The 15,005-nt window shown below is 60.2% G+C and carries 11 protein-coding genes; 5 read left to right on the forward strand and 6 right to left on the reverse strand.

Annotated features, from left to right (window positions below):
- Position 1: 1 nt before the first annotated feature.
- Entirely contained in the window at positions 2 to 1,087 is a 1,086-nt protein-coding gene (locus ACEN8Z_RS15390; protein ID WP_495594740.1) for an ABC transporter ATP-binding protein, read from the reverse strand.
- A gap of 140 nt (positions 1,088 to 1,227) precedes the next feature.
- On the opposite strand from ACEN8Z_RS15390, the gene ACEN8Z_RS15395 reads away from it, so the two are divergent.
- The 3 genes from ACEN8Z_RS15395 (at position 1,228) to ACEN8Z_RS15405 (ending at position 4,700) form a co-directional block, all read left to right on the forward strand.
- Complete coding sequence (locus tag ACEN8Z_RS15395) at positions 1,228 to 1,917, forward strand: GntR family transcriptional regulator (protein WP_007987445.1); 690 nt, start codon at positions 1,228 to 1,230, stop codon at positions 1,915 to 1,917.
- Positions 1,918 to 2,182: 265 nt separating this feature from the next.
- The gene (locus ACEN8Z_RS15400) at positions 2,183 to 4,294 is read left to right on the forward strand and encodes a hybrid sensor histidine kinase/response regulator (RefSeq protein ID WP_495594741.1); all 2,112 of its coding nucleotides are present in this window, start codon (positions 2,183 to 2,185) and stop codon (positions 4,292 to 4,294) included.
- A gap of 172 nt (positions 4,295 to 4,466) precedes the next feature.
- On the forward strand, positions 4,467 to 4,700 hold the full coding sequence (locus tag ACEN8Z_RS15405; RefSeq protein ID WP_007995940.1) for a DUF465 domain-containing protein: 234 nt from the start codon (positions 4,467 to 4,469) through the stop codon (positions 4,698 to 4,700).
- Between the two features lie 272 nt (positions 4,701 to 4,972).
- On the opposite strand, the gene ACEN8Z_RS15410 is transcribed toward ACEN8Z_RS15405, so the two are convergent.
- The 5 genes from ACEN8Z_RS15410 to ACEN8Z_RS15430 all read right to left on the reverse strand — a co-directional run bounded on the left by ACEN8Z_RS15410 (position 4,973) and on the right by ACEN8Z_RS15430 (position 9,522).
- Complete coding sequence (locus ACEN8Z_RS15410) at positions 4,973 to 6,052, reverse strand: SMP-30/gluconolactonase/LRE family protein (RefSeq protein WP_495594742.1); 1,080 nt, start codon at positions 6,050 to 6,052, stop codon at positions 4,973 to 4,975.
- On the reverse strand, positions 6,049 to 7,194 hold the full coding sequence (locus tag ACEN8Z_RS15415; RefSeq protein ID WP_495594743.1) for a sterol desaturase/SRPBCC family protein: 1,146 nt from the start codon (positions 7,192 to 7,194) through the stop codon (positions 6,049 to 6,051). Before ACEN8Z_RS15415 ends, ACEN8Z_RS15410 begins: the two co-directional genes overlap by 4 nt.
- A gap of 106 nt (positions 7,195 to 7,300) precedes the next feature.
- Complete coding sequence (locus ACEN8Z_RS15420) at positions 7,301 to 8,164, reverse strand: LysR family transcriptional regulator (protein WP_495594744.1); 864 nt, start codon at positions 8,162 to 8,164, stop codon at positions 7,301 to 7,303.
- 268 nt (positions 8,165 to 8,432) lie between these two features.
- On the reverse strand, positions 8,433 to 8,747 hold the full coding sequence (locus ACEN8Z_RS15425) for an SCP2 sterol-binding domain-containing protein (protein WP_007976511.1): 315 nt from the start codon (positions 8,745 to 8,747) through the stop codon (positions 8,433 to 8,435).
- 64 nt (positions 8,748 to 8,811) lie between these two features.
- Positions 8,812 to 9,522, reverse strand: a complete 711-nt coding sequence (locus ACEN8Z_RS15430) for a histidine phosphatase family protein (RefSeq protein ID WP_007995948.1) — start codon at positions 9,520 to 9,522, stop codon at positions 8,812 to 8,814.
- Positions 9,523 to 9,723: 201 nt separating this feature from the next.
- Between ACEN8Z_RS15430 and sohB the strand changes: the two genes are divergently transcribed.
- Both sohB and ACEN8Z_RS15440 read left to right on the forward strand, forming a co-directional pair.
- Complete coding sequence (gene sohB, locus ACEN8Z_RS15435; RefSeq protein ID WP_007995949.1) at positions 9,724 to 10,746, forward strand: protease SohB; 1,023 nt, start codon at positions 9,724 to 9,726, stop codon at positions 10,744 to 10,746.
- A 326-nt stretch (positions 10,747 to 11,072) separates the two neighbouring features.
- Positions 11,073 to 14,963, forward strand: coding sequence for a dermonecrotic toxin domain-containing protein (locus ACEN8Z_RS15440; RefSeq protein WP_495594745.1), 3,891 nt, complete (start codon positions 11,073 to 11,075; stop codon positions 14,961 to 14,963).
- Positions 14,964 to 15,005: the final 42 nt, after the last annotated feature.

Below are 15,005 nucleotides of genomic sequence, written 5' to 3' on the forward strand. Positions count from 1 at the left end.
CTCAGGCCTCCATCAACAGGCAGGCGTGGGGCGGCAGGTTGACCGCGACGCGATCACCCACCACCCGCCCGTGGTTCAGGCCTTCGTTGTTCTCGCGCAACATGACCTGGATGTCATTGTTCAAGCGGCATTGATAGAGCGTGGCCGTGCCGACATACAGCACGGCCTCGATCACGCCGCGCAGGTGATGCGGCTGCGTCGGCTCGACCAGTTGCGAACGCTCGGGGCGGAACGCCAGTTGCACCTTGCTGCCAGCAAAGCCCTGGGCCTGGCAGGGGATTTCCACTGGCATGCCGTTAGGCACGAAGAGGTTTTCGTTCTGTTGACCGCGCTTGAGGTGGCCGGGGAGGAAGTTGATGTCGCCGATGAATTGTGCGACGAACTGATGCTGTGGGCGTTCGTAGATCTCGTTGGGCGTGCCGATTTGCAGGATCTTGCCGGCAGACATCACGGCAATGCGATCGGACAGGGTCAGCGCTTCTTCCTGATCGTGGGTAACGAAAATGAAGGTGATCCCGGCTTCTTTCTGCACGCGCTTGAGTTCGACCTGCATTTCCTTGCGCAGCTTGAGGTCCAGCGCCGACAGCGGCTCATCGAGCAGCAGCACTTTGGGTTTCGGCGCCAGGGCCCGGGCCAGAGCCACGCGCTGCTGTTGACCGCCGGACAGCTCGGCCGGTTTGCGCCGGGCCAGGTGCTGCATTTGCACCAGCGCGAGCATTTCATCGACCCGCTGCGGAATCAGTTTGCGATCAAGACCCTGCATCTCGAGGCCGAAGGCGATATTCTGCGCAACACTCATGTGTGGAAACAGCGCGTAACTCTGGAACACCGTGTTGACCCGACGCTTGAACGGCGGCAAATCGTTGACCGGCTCGCCCGCGAGGCGGATCTCACCGTCGCTGATGTGCTCGAAGCCGGCAATGGTGCGCAGCAGGGTGGTCTTGCCACAGCCAGAGGGGCCGAGCAGGGTGAAGAATTCGTTGTCGGCAATGTTCACCGATACGTTATCGAGGGCGGGCGCCAACCCCGGATCGTCGGAATACCGCTTGGAGACGTTTCGCACTTCAATTGCAACTGGATGACCCATAATGGTGCATTCCTCTAATTATTGTATGCAAAATCTGGATGCAATTTAGAGATACCCGGATTAATCTGCCCGTGCAAGCCCCTTTTTCAAAGGCTGTTCATTCGCCAGGGTTGTTTGCACAGGGCGCAAGGAGTTGATGAATGACGGAAAAGAAACTGGAAACCACAGTCGACCGCGTCTACCAAGGGGTTTACGAGGCGATCAGCAAACGCTCGTTGCGTCCGGGAATGAAGCTTGGCGAAGCCTCGCTGGCGGAGCTCTTCAATGTCAGCCGCACGTCCGTTCGGGCAGCGCTCAAGCAATTGGAGGCTGACGGACTGGTCACCACCGAGCCCAATAAAGGTGCGTCGGTGTCGTTACCGAGCGACGAAGAGATTCGTTCGCTGTTCGAAACCCGGCGCTTGATCGAGATCGGTATCGTCAGCGAACTGTGCCGTCGTCGCGATACGGCGGTGACCCAGGACCTGCGCGATCACTTGTTGCTGGAGGATGAAGCGCATCAAAGCGGTGATCACGAACGGCTGATTCACCTGCTCGGCGAGTTCCACATCAAACTGGCCCGCAGCCTGAACAACCCGGTGCTGCTCGACTGGTTCCAGAAACTGATTTCCCGGGCGTCGCTGTACGCCGCCGCGCTGGATGACGACAGCCACGAAGCCTGCCGCGACGACGAGCACCTGCGGCTGATCGAGTACATCGAAGCGGGCAACCAGAGCGCGGCCATCGAGCTGACCTGCATGCACTTGAATGGCATCGAGAAGGCGATTCTGGATGTCGCGGCCACCCTGAAAAGCAGCTACAACCCGCTCAAGCACTTGATTGAGGTTTAAAGCACCGGAATTTGACGACCAAGGATTTTCAATCACTGGAGATCCTTGTGGGAGCGGGCTTGCCCGCGAATACGTCAGCACATTCAACAAATATGGCGGCAGGGACACTGCTATCGCGGGCAAGCCCGCTCCCACAGGGATCTCTATTGGCCACAGATTCCCGGCTCGACAAGGAAGCCTCAGAATCAGCTATACCTCTATGAAACGAATAGCGTGCAGGATGCTCGAAACAAACGGGTGCAAATGACCGGGATAGAGCCAAGTCATGCAGTTTCTAGAGGATAGCCACGGGTGCTCCGGGTGGAACGGCGAAATGGCCGGGCGCATTCGTGCGTTCGACTGGAGCCTGACCGAACTTGGCCCACTCGACTCATGGTCCAGGAGCCTGCGCAGCACGGTGCAGTTGATGCTCGCGTCCTCGCTGCCGATGGTGATGCTCTGGGGCCAGTCCGGGTACATGATCTATAACGACGCTTACTCCAAGTTTGCCGGTGGGCGTCATCCGTACCTGCTGGGGTCTGCGGTGGAGCTGGGCTGGCCAGAAGTCGCCGAATTCAATCGCCACGTGGTGGATACCTGCCTGGCGGGCGGCACCTTGTCCTATCGCAATAAAGTCCTGGTATTGCTGCGCGACGGCGTTCCCGAGGATGTCTGGCTCGACCTCTATTACAGTCCGGTGGCCGACGATGACGGGCGCCCGGCCGGGGTCATGGGCATGGTGGTGGAAACCACGGAGCGGGTAATTTCCGAACGCCGGCGGCAGGCGGCCGAAGACGCTTATCGAGCGGATAACGAGCGGGTGCGCCTGGCGTTGAACGCCGGGGCCTTGCTCGGTTCCTTTGTCTGGGACATCAAGACCAACGTGCTGTCGGGTGATGAGCGCTTCGCTCGCACGTTCTCTTATCCACCCGGGCAAGACTTGGGCAACCTGTCACAGGAGATCGTCGAAGGGCGGATCCATCCGGACGACCGTAGCTGGGTCCAGGAACGGATCGCACTGTCGGTCGAGACTGGCGAACCCTACAACGTCGAGTACCGGATCCAGCGTCCCGACGGCAGTTACTTCTGGGTGCTCGCCAGCGGTTGCTGCGAATTCGATGAGCAGGGGAAGGCATTTCGGTTCCCCGGCGTGCTGATCGATATTCACGAACGCAAGACCGCCGAAGAATCCCTGCTCAAGTTCACCCGCAACCTGGAGCAGCGGGTGGCTGATGAGGTCGAGGCGCGGCTGGCGGCGGAAGAACAACTGCGCCAGTCACAGAAACTCGAAGCCATCGGTGGCCTCACTGGCGGTGTGGCCCACGACTTCAACAACCTGTTGCAAGTGATCGCTGGCAACCTGCACCTGTTGGCACGCCATGAGCCGAATAACGCCAATGTGCAGCGCCGGGTCTCGGCGTCGATTGCCGCCGTCGAACGCGGTGCCAAGCTGTCCTCGCAATTGCTTGCATTCGCCCGTCGCCAACCGTTGTCGCCCGCGGTCTTCACATTGCGGCAGATTTTCGATGGCCTGGCGGAACTGTTGCAGCGCGCCTTGGGTGAAACCCTTCAGGTGCAGATGACGGCGCCCGAAGATTCGTGGAATGTGTTTGTCGATCGCAATCAACTGGAAAACGCCATTCTCAATCTGGCGATCAATGCCCGGGACGCCCTGCAGGGTGAGGGGACCATTGATCTTTGTGCGGACAACATCGTCCTGGATCGCAAGTTTTGCATCGGCAAGGGCATTGCCGCCGGGGACTATGTGCGGGTGTCCGTGACAGACACCGGCGTTGGCATGTCGCCGCAGGTGCTGGCCCAGGCGTTCGAGCCATTCTTCACCACCAAGGCCGATGGTCAGGGCACCGGATTGGGCTTGAGCATGGTGTTTGGTTTCGTCAAACAGAGTGGCGGTCATATCGAAATTGCCAGCAACGTGGGGCAGGGGACTCGGGTGCAGTTGTACTTCCCGCGCACCTTGCGCGCGGCACCCGGTGAAACGGTGAGCCCTGATGTGCCGCAAAGGGGCGGGCACGAACGCATCCTGGTGGTCGAAGACAATGAGGCTGTGCGGGTCTCGGTGGTGGAGTTGTTGCGCGAAGAGGGCTATCAGATCCTCACGGCCACCAATGGTGACGTCGCCATGCAAATGTTGCTGGAAGGCTTGGCGGTGGACCTGATATTCACCGACGTGGTCATGCCCGGCCTGATCAAGAGTTCGGATCTGGCGGCCTGGGCGAAAGTGCAGGAACCACCAGTGGCCGTGCTGTTCACCTCGGGGCATACCCGCGACATCATCTCGCGCAATCACCAGCTCAGCCCCGACACCCACCTGCTGAGCAAACCCTACAATCCCGAAGCACTCAGGCAAATGGTGCGTACGGTGCTTAACGGCTGAAACCGGTGGAAGCGCCGGCGCAGGCAAGGTTTTATCGCATTTGAGACAGGACGACGAACGGGCACCGCTGGTCTGACAGGTGGTCGACAGAACGGGCTAACCGAGGCCATTCTGATAATTGGTGAACGCAATTGATCGCAATTCGCTGCCGATCAACAAACGGAGGTGTTCCATGCCGGTGCCCCATGACCTTTATCAGGATCTGAAACGCTCAAAGGAAGAAGTCCAGCAGAAACGCACCAAGGATCCGTTACTGGATTCACTGCTTAACAAGTATTCCCAGGCGGATGCCGAAGTGGTGAAAGCAGAGGAGGCCAAATCCAGCGATGACACGGTGACGAAGCTCAAGGCGAAGCGCCTGGAGGTCAAGGACAAGATCGTCAAGCAACTTGGCTCGTCGTCCTGACCCACCAGCCTGCCACCGATGACCGGTGGCTGAACAGTTGGAACGGCATAAAAAAAACGGCACCTCGAATGCTCAGAGACCGATGTTACGGCTCTCAACGAGGTGCCCTCATGACCCAGCCCGAATATCCCGGTGAACTGAACGCTGTCCTTGTGGGAGCGGGCTTGCTCGCGAAGGCGTCAGGTCAGCCAACATCTCTGTTGAATGTGCCGGCCTCTTCGCGAGCAAGCCCGCTCCCACTGGGGCTACGGTGATTCAGAGAGGGGTACTGCTCATTGCAATGCCTTGCTCAACGGCAATCGCACCATGTTCTGCGCTTTCAGCGAACCGAAATACAACCAGTCCCCATACTCGCGCACCGTGGTGATGGGCGAGTAATTGTCGCTGCTGCCGTCCTGCAGGTTGGCGATCACTTTGCCCTCAAGGTCCAGACCCAGGGCAAACCCGCGCTTTTCCACGGGTTTGGGCAAGACGGTCATGGCCCGCACGATCATCTTGCGCACGAACGGATGTGCGGCCGTGCCATCGAGCAAGGCGTTGCGGGGGGCATACAGTGCCACCCAGAACCGATCGTGACCATTGAACGACAGGTTGTCCGGCAGCCCCGGCAGGTTGTCGATGAACAGGTCATGGGTGCCGGCCTTCGGGCCGCTGAGCCAATACCGGCTGATGCGGTAGGCACCGGTTTCATTGACCAGTACATAGGCATCGTCCGGTCCCAGGGTTACGCCGTTGGCAAACTCCAGCTTGTCCAGCACAACCGAGGTCTTGCCGGTCTGGAAGTCATAACGCAGCAGTCGACCGTCCCCGCCGTGTTCGAGCACGGCCTCACCGTCGTGGCCATAGCCGAACCGGCTCGAAGCGTCGCTGAAATAAGCGTAGTGACCGGGTTTGTCGATGGCCACATCGTCGGTAAAACCGAAGGGGACGCCGTCGGCCTCTGTGGTCAAGGCCACCAGACGCCCCTGGGCATCGAGTGACAACAAGCCTTTGATGGCATCGGCGATCACCAGCAGGCCATTGGGATGCCGGGCCAGCCCCAGTGGCCGGCCACCGGTATCGGCCAGGACTTTGGTGGTCTTGCCGTCCAGGCTCGTGCGAATCAGGCGACCGTCGTGCAGGCCGGTGAGGAGCGTGTCGTTTTCCAGCAACAAGGCTTCCGGCCCGTTGATGTCGGCGGCACCGACGCGCTCCACGTCTTTGAGCCGCTGATTGTCGGCATAGATTCCGCTGGAGAGGGACGGCGCGGGTTGTGGCGTCCAGGCCACCGGTCGCACCTTGGTCGGCATCAGTAGCAGGAAGGCGCCGATGACGACGATGACCAGCAACAGACACTTGAAGGTTCTGCTCACGCGTTGACTCCTGACGCCGCCAGATGTTTTTGCGCCATGTCGCGCAACGCCTGCATCGACGCCGCCGATTCGTGGTCGATGCGACGCTTGAGCAGCACCCGGTTGGCGATCCGCATCGCCAGACCGCTGAATTGATATTCCAGGGTGCGGACGAAACATGTGTCCTCGCCTGTGGCATCGCATTCATAGGTCACCATCAGCGACAGGCCATGATCACCCTGGGCCCGTGCGCTCCAGCGTCGTCCGGGCAGGTACTCCGCCACCTCCCAGCTCAAGTGCCCGTCGCGGCCGCCGGCGCGTATGTCTTCCTCGAAACGTGCGCCGGCATGCAACGGACCTTTTGGCCCATCGATGCGCAGCGACGACGGATGCCATTGCGGCCAAAAGGTCACGGTGCTGGCGTAGGTCAGTACGTCGACCGGGTGTCCGGCAATGACAATCTGATGCTGCATGCGGGTCATGGACGTTCTCGTCGGGTTGAGCAGCACAGGTTCCGGCTCCCAATAGAGGGTGCCGAACAGGTAGTCCATCAGCGGGAAAACGATGTTGAAATTACGTTCCTGCATCAATTCGCGACGGTGATGCAGTTCGTGTAGCCGGCGCATCTGGCGGATCCACGGCAATCGCGTGATCGGGTTGTGCGGCGGCAGGTGTTCGCAGGCATGAAACACTTCATAGGCCAGGTAACCGAGGACAAGAAGGCCGCCGACCAATCCCGCGACGTTGGTATCGATGTGCTTGAGCAGCCACCAGAGAGGCAGGGCGACAACGAGGGTGTGCAGCACAATCAGCCATGCCGGAAACAGAATCACCCGCCAGTCGCGGGCGCTGTCGTAGGTCATGTGGCCGGGGGTGAAAAAGCTGTGGTGTTCGCCTGCGTGACGGGCATAAAAAAGCCGGGCGAAGCTCTTTCTATGATGACCCAGGTGGCGGTGCACCACGTATACACCGAGGTTGAACAAGAGCAGCGTGACGGGCACCGCCAGCCATTGCGCTGGCCGCACCTGATGCACGTTGCTCCAGAAAACGCTGATCGCCAGTACCCCGAACAACAGGACAAAAGCGCCGTGCAGCCAAGGGTTGTAGAGCGGATGAATGTCGGCGCGGTAACGGCTGCGGAATCCTTCGGTGGTCTGCCTCACTGCAATCACCTGTCGTTATTGTTATTTCTTTCAGATTAGCCGATCCCGGTGATCTGGCGGGCCGAACCTTGAGGACGCAACGGCCATGATCCGGTGCAAACCGGTTTCAGGTCAGCGGATCCCAGCGTTGCGACCAGTCTTCGTCGGAATCGATGACCTTGCGCAGCAGGTCGAAGGCACCTTGCAGCGTCGGCGAGTCACGATCGCGCGAGTAGACCAGATAGGTCGGGTAGCTGAATTCCGGAGCCTTGGGCACCCGTTCCAGGGCGCCGCTTTCCAGATAACTCTGCACGACGCGGGTGCGGAAGTAGCCACTGCCGCCATTTTCAAGAAGGTACTGCAAGCCCAGCGGGCCGAGATTGAAACTCAGCGCAGCCTTGGCCTTTTCCGGCAGGGCAGCGTCGTGCTGGCGCCGGAATTCGCTGCCCCAGTCGATGTACACATAAGGATCGGGCTTGTCGGCCAGGCGCACGAGAATCAGCTTTTCTTCGAGAATCTGCTCGACCTGCAAACGCGGCCAATACTCGGGCTGGTACACCAGCGCCGCATCCAGAACGCCCAACTCCAGTTGGCGCAGCAGGTTTTCGCCGTCACGGATTTCCATGCGCAAGGCGTGGCTGGGGATGTTCTTGCGGATTTCGCCGGCCCAACCGAGCATCAGCGGGTTGCACAGGCTCACTTCGCCACCGATGTGCAGCACATCGCGATAGCCCTCGGGCAACGGCAAATCACGCCGCGCGGCTTCCCAGGTTTGCACCAGCTGATTGGCGTACACCACGAACGCTTCGCCGTTGGGCGTCAGGCGGGCGCCGGCACGATTGCGCACGAACAGGGTGCTGCCCAGCTGGCTCTCGAGTTTTTGCACCCGCGCGGTGATGGCGGTCTGGGTGACATGGAGCTTTTCCGCGGCGGCAGCCAGGCTGCCATGGCGGACGATTTCGAGGAAGGTGCGGGCGAGGTCGATGTCCATGGGGCGGCCGGTGTCGAAAGTGCGGACATTGTAAGATCACCACCGAACCTGTGGCGAGGGGGCTTGCCCCCGTTGGGGCGCGAAGCGGCCCTTGACGTTCGCCCGGCCAATAGAAACTCCGAATGGGCGACTGCTTCGCAGCCGAACGGGGCGATGCGGCGATCCGACAAGCCCCCTCGCCACAGGGCAGGCAAAAACGACGAATCCCGCCACTAGGGGCGGGATTCGTTTGCAGCAGGCACGCTCCCGAAGATCGGGAGCCAGGTGCTTACGACGGGAACAGCTCGGACAGTTTCATGGCCAACATCATGTCGCCTTCAGCGCGCAGTTTGCCGCCCATGAACGCTTGCATGCCATCAGTCGAACCGTCGACGATGCCTTCCAGGGTTTCGCCATCCATCACCAGGGTCACCTGGGCGTCCGGGTTTTCGCCTTCCTGCAGCTCGCAAGTGCTGTTCTTGACGATCAGCGAGAAGTTCTTGGTGTCGTCGATGCGGAAACCGAAAACCAGGTCCAGACCGGCGGCAGCGGCTGGGTTGAACTTGGCTTTCATTGCTTGTACGGCATCAGCTACGGAGGTCATGGTTCGATCCTTTCTTGGGTAATAAGAGCTGGGTGATTACAGCCAGGGTCACAATAGTCCGGACTCAGCGAAACGTGATGAGTTCCGGGGCCTTCAACAGTTGCAGGTGTGCATGTCCGTTGAAGGAAGCCAGGGCCACCTCGCGACCACGAAACTTAAGCTGGTTGAGCGAGGTGTTGACGATTTGCCAGTTCAATTCAAAGGCCTGCCGGGCAGGCATTTGCGTAATCAGGTGGAGCAGGGCAGTGATGGTGCCGCCGGAGGTGAACACGGCGATTTTCTGGGTGTTGTCGGCCTGGTCGAGGATGCGGTGCAAGCCGGCCCGCACCCGCTCGACAAACCCCAGCCAGCTTTCCAGGCCCGGTGTGTCATAGGTGCCGGCAAGCCAGCGTTCGATGATCAGGGCGAAAATACGCTGGAACTCGCCACGGTTTTGCGCGGCGTTGCGCAAGACGTTCAAGGCTTCGGGTTCGTCCGGCAGCATGGCCGGCAACAGCGCGCGGATGACCGCATCGGCATCGAATTCGTTGAAGGCGGAGTCGGTTTCCAGAAGCGGCACCGGCAGGCCCACCGCGGCGAACTGTTCCAGCGCGCTGTTGGCCGTGTGCTGCTGGCGGCGCAGATCCCCTGCCAGGCAGCGGTCGAAGCTGATCCCCAGTTCGGCCAGGTGCCGGCCGAGGATTTCAGCCTGACGAATGCCGGTCGGCGACAGGACGTCGTAGTCGTCCGCACCGAAGGAGGCCTGGCCATGTCGAATCAAATAGATACTGCCCACGTCCGCGTCATCCCGGTACGTTGAAGGTTTGGCGAGGTTATGGGGATGGCGGTGTGCTGTCAATGAAAAAACATACGCTTGTTTGAAATGCCCGTTACAGGCCTGTTGCCAGAGGTTTCACGACTGGTCGCAAGGTCGGAGCATGGGTATGCTGGAAGTATCCCGCGCGCGTTCGAGCCGCGCATCGTTTGAGGAGTCCCCGTGGAGTTTTTTTCCGAGTACGCCATATTTCTGGCCAAGACCGTGACCCTGGTGATCGCCATTCTGGTGGTCCTGGCCAGTTTTGCGGCCTTGCGCAGCAAGGGACGGCGCAAGTCGTCCGGCCAGTTGCAGGTCAGCAAGCTCAATGATTTCTACAAAGGGCTGCGCGAACGCCTGGAGCAAACCTTGCTCGACAAGGACCAGCTCAAGGCCCTGCGCAAGACCCAGGCTAAAACCGACAAGAAACAGAAGAAAAAACCCGAGGCCAAACCCCGGGTGTTCGTGCTGGATTTCAACGGCGATATCAAGGCTTCGGCCACCGAAAGCCTGCGCCACGAAATCACCGCCTTGCTGACCCTCGCCACACCGAAGGACGAAGTGGTGCTGCGCCTGGAAAGCGGCGGCGGCATGGTTCACAGCTACGGCCTGGCCTCCTCGCAACTGGCGCGTATCCGTGAGGCCGGCGTGCCCTTGACCGTGTGCATCGACAAGGTCGCGGCCAGCGGCGGCTACATGATGGCGTGCATTGGCCAGAAGATCATCAGTGCACCGTTCGCGATCCTCGGCTCGATTGGCGTGGTGGCGCAGTTGCCCAACGTCAATCGCTTGCTGAAAAAGCACGACATCGATTTCGAAGTGCTGACCGCCGGTGAATACAAACGCACCCTGACCGTGTTTGGCGAAAACACCGAGAAGGGTCGGGAGAAGTTCCAGCAAGACCTGGACATCACCCACCAACTGTTCAAGAACTTCGTGTCGCGCTATCGCCCGCAACTGGCGATCGATGAAGTGGCCACCGGCGAAATCTGGCTCGGCGTCGCAGCGCTGGACAAACATCTGGTCGACGAACTCAAGACCAGTGATGAATACCTCGCCGAACGGGCCAGGCAGTCCGAGCTCTATCACCTGCATTACTCCGAACGCAAAAGCCTGCCGGAGCGCATCGGCATGGCCGCCAGCGGTTCGGTCGATCGCGTGCTGCTGAGCTGGTGGAGCCGCTTGACCCAGCAACGCTTCTGGTAACGCTTTTGTTGCCTTCGAAAAAATGAAACCGCAGCGCCTGCTGCGGTTTTTGAAGTTGAAACGGTCCTTTGTAGCAGCTGTCGAGTTTACGAGGCTGCGTTCGGCTGCGAAGCAGTCGCAAAACCGTGCAGCCCGGTGTATCAGACAAACCGCGTACACCAGCCTGCGAGGACTTTGTCCTCGAACGCAGCCTCGCAGGCTCGGCAGCTGCTACATCCTTCACGCATCAGCGAAATTTCCCAGACGCGCTGACGAGCCCTTCCTGCTGCCGACCCAGCCACCGGCCGCTATGTTGCATTTTCTCCAATATTTGCAACGGAATGCACATGAACGACTATTCGCACGGCCACTACGCACGGCTACACCCACCTGTCACGCCCTTGCGTGATGAACTGAAAACCGCGGTAGCGACAGCGCTGCCGCAATCCCCTGAGCAATTCGGTGCAGCACTGATAACGGAAAAATGGGGACAGGCCATCGATCCGCAAACAGCTCTGCTGGTAACGCTGGACTACGACACCGACGCTAGCGCCGCGCATGACGCGATCCACCAGGGAAAGGTGAACAATTCACGCACCCTGGTGCAGGCATTGTTGTCGAATTATCAGACGGTGGGTGACGGTCGTTTCGGTGAAACGGCGTTCGGCTTGTACACGCCTGCGGACATCGGTCCCGAGATACGCATCGTTGATGAGCCACCTGCCAGAGTCGTGGATTATTACCGGGACTATGAGGGAATTTACCGGTGCACAACACCGCAGACCTACGGTCCCTCCACGCAAATCGCCCTCCGGCCGGCCGATTTCAAACAATGGGTATGGGAACTGGATCTGCAAACCCGCTATCAGGCTTATCTTGACCAGGCCTGGCCTTCCGATAAGCGCATCGTCCAGACAGAGCCTTACGACCTGAGAACCTCGACCAAGGCCGCCTTTATCATGAGCGCCTGCCTGCAGCATCAGGAGGGCAGTTTGAGTCAGGAGGGCCTGGCCCTGGCAATGCAGGCCGCCGGTTTGCCGGCGGAGCAGACCTGGAATGCGCTGAGCATCGGCCAGGTGCAGGCGCCAACCCGCGTCAGCGCACCGATCGAAGTCGGCCGGCTGACGATCTATCGCTACACCTCGAACGATATCTGGTGTTATCGCCACCGTCACAGTGGCAGGGTCTTGCTGAATATCCCGGGCAATTCCTCACCCTTGCATGAATTCACCGACTTCCAGCACCTGCGCCAATGGATCGTGGCCCAAGGCCGGGTGGACGCTACACGGCAAGCGCTGGCCGCGCACTTTGCCGAAGACGATCGTGAAGACGGCACCTTCCATGCGGGCGTGTTGACGGCGTTGGAGGGCATGGCGGTTTACCCGAAGGAGCACTGGCTGAAAAAGAGCGCCGGGCTCTTCAACAACGACGGTTTCTGGGACCCGCAGGACTACATCGACCTTGCGCGTCCGCCGACCGACACTGACCCGTTCGCACAGCTGGTGCTGACCATGAAGCAAGCCTCCATGGCCAGTGTCAAAACCATTCGCGACGATGCCCAAGTCAACCGCGACAACCTGAGTGCGGTGGTGGAGCCGCTTGTACAGTGGATCAATCGGTTGGGTCCATTGGCGTTGTTCATTCCAGGAGGCGAGGGTGTGCTGGTGCTGGCCGGCCTGATCGACGCCGGTTACGGCCTCGATCAGGCCATCAACGGCAAAACACCCGAGCAGCGCTCCGAAGGCGTAACGCGCACCGTGTTCGGCTTGCTCAATGCGCTTCCGCTGGCCGGGGCGGTGGCGGCACTCAAGGGGGAAGAAAAAATCGCCGGAACGCTGCGCGAGCCCCGGGAACCCGGGAGCGAGCCGCCTCCCGTAACGCAGGTCGAGCCCACACCCGGATCGGCTCCGGCGCCCGTGTTGACACGTGTGGAGCTGATGCGTGGCGTTTGCGCGCCACTTGCTTCCTTCAGTGATGAGGTGCTGGCGCAAATCGCGCAGGTCAGTACGGTCGACGACGATATGCTGCGCCTGACGCAGGCCGGACGCCCGCCGACACCGTTGCTCGCCGACACCATTACGCGCTTCAAGCTCGATCAGGAACTCGACGCTGTCGCCGATCCGCAAGCGCGGGCCGGATTGTTCAATGCCCGCTATCAGGCGCTGCAGCGCTCGGACCAGGATTGGATTCGCCTGTTTCAGGGCGAATACCCCGGGTTGCCGAAAAGTGCCGTGGAGCAAATCCTCGACCGTTCGGGAGTCGACATCGATCAGCCCTTCGATGCTGACGAGGCGCTGCAACTGTTCAAGCGCCTGGACAGCAAGGCGCGGGAGTATCGACAACACGTACGACTCAACCGGGCTTATGAAGGCCTGTACTTGCGCTCGGTTGTCCATCCCGAAACCGATGTCCTGGCGTTTCATTCCCTGCAACGCCTGCCCGATTGGCCGAAAGGCTTGCGCATCGAAGTGCTCGACGGATCAATCAGTGGCCGGGTCCTGGACCGCTGCGGTCCGCTCGATTCAGCGGATTGTCGGCGTTTGATCAAGGAGGGTGATCGCTATCGGTATTCTGCAGTGGCCGCTACCGACGGCGAGGGTTCGGATCTGTTTACCGCGCTGGTCGATCTATTGTCAGAGGAGGAATGCGCGGCGATGTCGCTGCGTTCGCCAGATGCGGCCAGCCAGTTGCGGTTGCGTATTGGCACGCATTCGTTGCCCCGTTCCGAGCTGATGCTCGGTTTGAATCGAATGGATTCGGGCTTGCCCTTCGAGGCCCCGGGATTGCGCGGCGGCGGCTTTCCGAATACGCCACAGGCCGCTGTGCTGACCCACGAAATCCAGCGTTTGCAGGTCAAGAGTCTGTACCCGGACTTCACCGATGCCCAGGCGGACGAGTTACTCCTGATGGCGGGTGCTGGTGCACAAGCACTGGTGGATCGCCTGACTCTCGAGATGCAGCAGCTGCATGCCGACCTGCGCCAGTGGGTCGACCAGGCTGTGCTGGATGCCGATGACATGGATGTGGATTTTCTGGCGGTAGGTGATGAAGATGCCGCGGGCATGAGTCCTCAGCAGGTGGCGGCGCACAATGTCGAACTGCTGCAAAGCGTGATCGATTACGAGCGTGAAACACGAATGGAACTGGGCGACGAACTGATGAGCATTTGGCAAAAATGCCCGCCCCGGATCAATAGGGTGCTGTCCGATGAAGAGTTTTCCGGCTACAGGCTGGATCTGGGTTTCGAGGACTTCCATCGGTTGCCGACGATGAACGTGCGCTTCAATGATGTCGTCGAGATATCAATGAAGGGCCTGCACGTGGTCGAGCGCGAGAGCCTGGACACCTTTCTGGAAAGCTTTCCGAATCTGCGCTCCCTGAATCTGGAGCGTGTCGACCTGCGTCGGCTCAACGCAAACGACGTGCTGGAGGGGGTATTGCCTGCGCCGGTCCGTCAGATGACCCGACTCAAAACGCTCAGCCTGGGTTCCACCTTTCTGCAGCTTCAGGAGAACACGGCTTCACAGTTTTGTGATCTGGTGAGCCTGCAAACGCTGGATCTGAGCGACAACCCTTTGGCTGTCCCGCCCGTTGTACTGGGGTTGAATGAGTTGCGCGTGTTGAACTTGAGAAACACCGGAATTCGCCATTGCCCGATTGGCATCGCCGATCAGCCGTACCTCACCTCGCTTGACTTGCGCGGCAACCGGATCGACCGGGTTCCCTACGCGATTCTGAATCAGGCGGTCTCCCGGGACCGGGTGAAACTGTGGGGTAACCCGCTGACGGATGAAGACACGTTGTTGCGCCTGGTGAGTCATCGTGAGCGCACCGGTATCAATCTGTGGTTGAGTGAGCCGGGTGCCGATTATGGCAGTGCGACGCCCTGGCTGGAGGAGGGCGACGAAAGCGTGCGCGAGGCGCGGCAACAGATCTGGCAACGATTGGCGGGCAAGCCATCGGGCAGTACGTTGCTGAGGGTAATGGATGGTTTGAGCCTGACGGCGGATTTCCAGGTCGGTTATCTGTCGCTACAGGCGCGAGTGTGGCGCTTGCTGCACGAAGCGGATGCTTCAGAGGAGTTGTGGGGCTGGTTGCGTCAGTGTGTCGAAACGCGGATGGCCGATGCGGACAATCCGTTCAGGTTGTTCGTGGTACTGGAAGATCGAGTCCGGCTGTACCGCGACTGGGTCGCCATGGGGCGGCCGATTCCGCTGGCGGATCATCCGGTGTTTTAGCGGGAAGGGTAAAACGCCTTGAACCCCGGGCCGGGGTTCAAG

The sequence above is a fragment of the Pseudomonas sp. Pseusp10 genome (genome assembly GCF_059492225.1).

What these genes read in the sequence shown, in the direction of transcription:
- ACEN8Z_RS15390 (WP_495594740.1), bottom strand. Translation starts at nt 1,087, where the DNA reads ATGGGTCATCCAGTTGCAATTGAAGTGCGAAACGTCTCCAAGCGGTAT.
- ACEN8Z_RS15440 (WP_495594745.1), top strand. Translation starts at nt 11,073, where the DNA reads ATGAACGACTATTCGCACGGCCACTACGCACGGCTACACCCACCTGTC.
- ACEN8Z_RS15400 (WP_495594741.1), top strand. Translation starts at nt 2,183, where the DNA reads ATGCAGTTTCTAGAGGATAGCCACGGGTGCTCCGGGTGGAACGGCGAA.
- ACEN8Z_RS15405 (WP_007995940.1), top strand. Translation starts at nt 4,467, where the DNA reads ATGCCGGTGCCCCATGACCTTTATCAGGATCTGAAACGCTCAAAGGAA.
- ACEN8Z_RS15395 (WP_007987445.1), top strand. Translation starts at nt 1,228, where the DNA reads ATGACGGAAAAGAAACTGGAAACCACAGTCGACCGCGTCTACCAAGGG.
- ACEN8Z_RS15425 (WP_007976511.1), bottom strand. Translation starts at nt 8,747, where the DNA reads ATGACCTCCGTAGCTGATGCCGTACAAGCAATGAAAGCCAAGTTCAAC.
- ACEN8Z_RS15420 (WP_495594744.1), bottom strand. Translation starts at nt 8,164, where the DNA reads ATGGACATCGACCTCGCCCGCACCTTCCTCGAAATCGTCCGCCATGGC.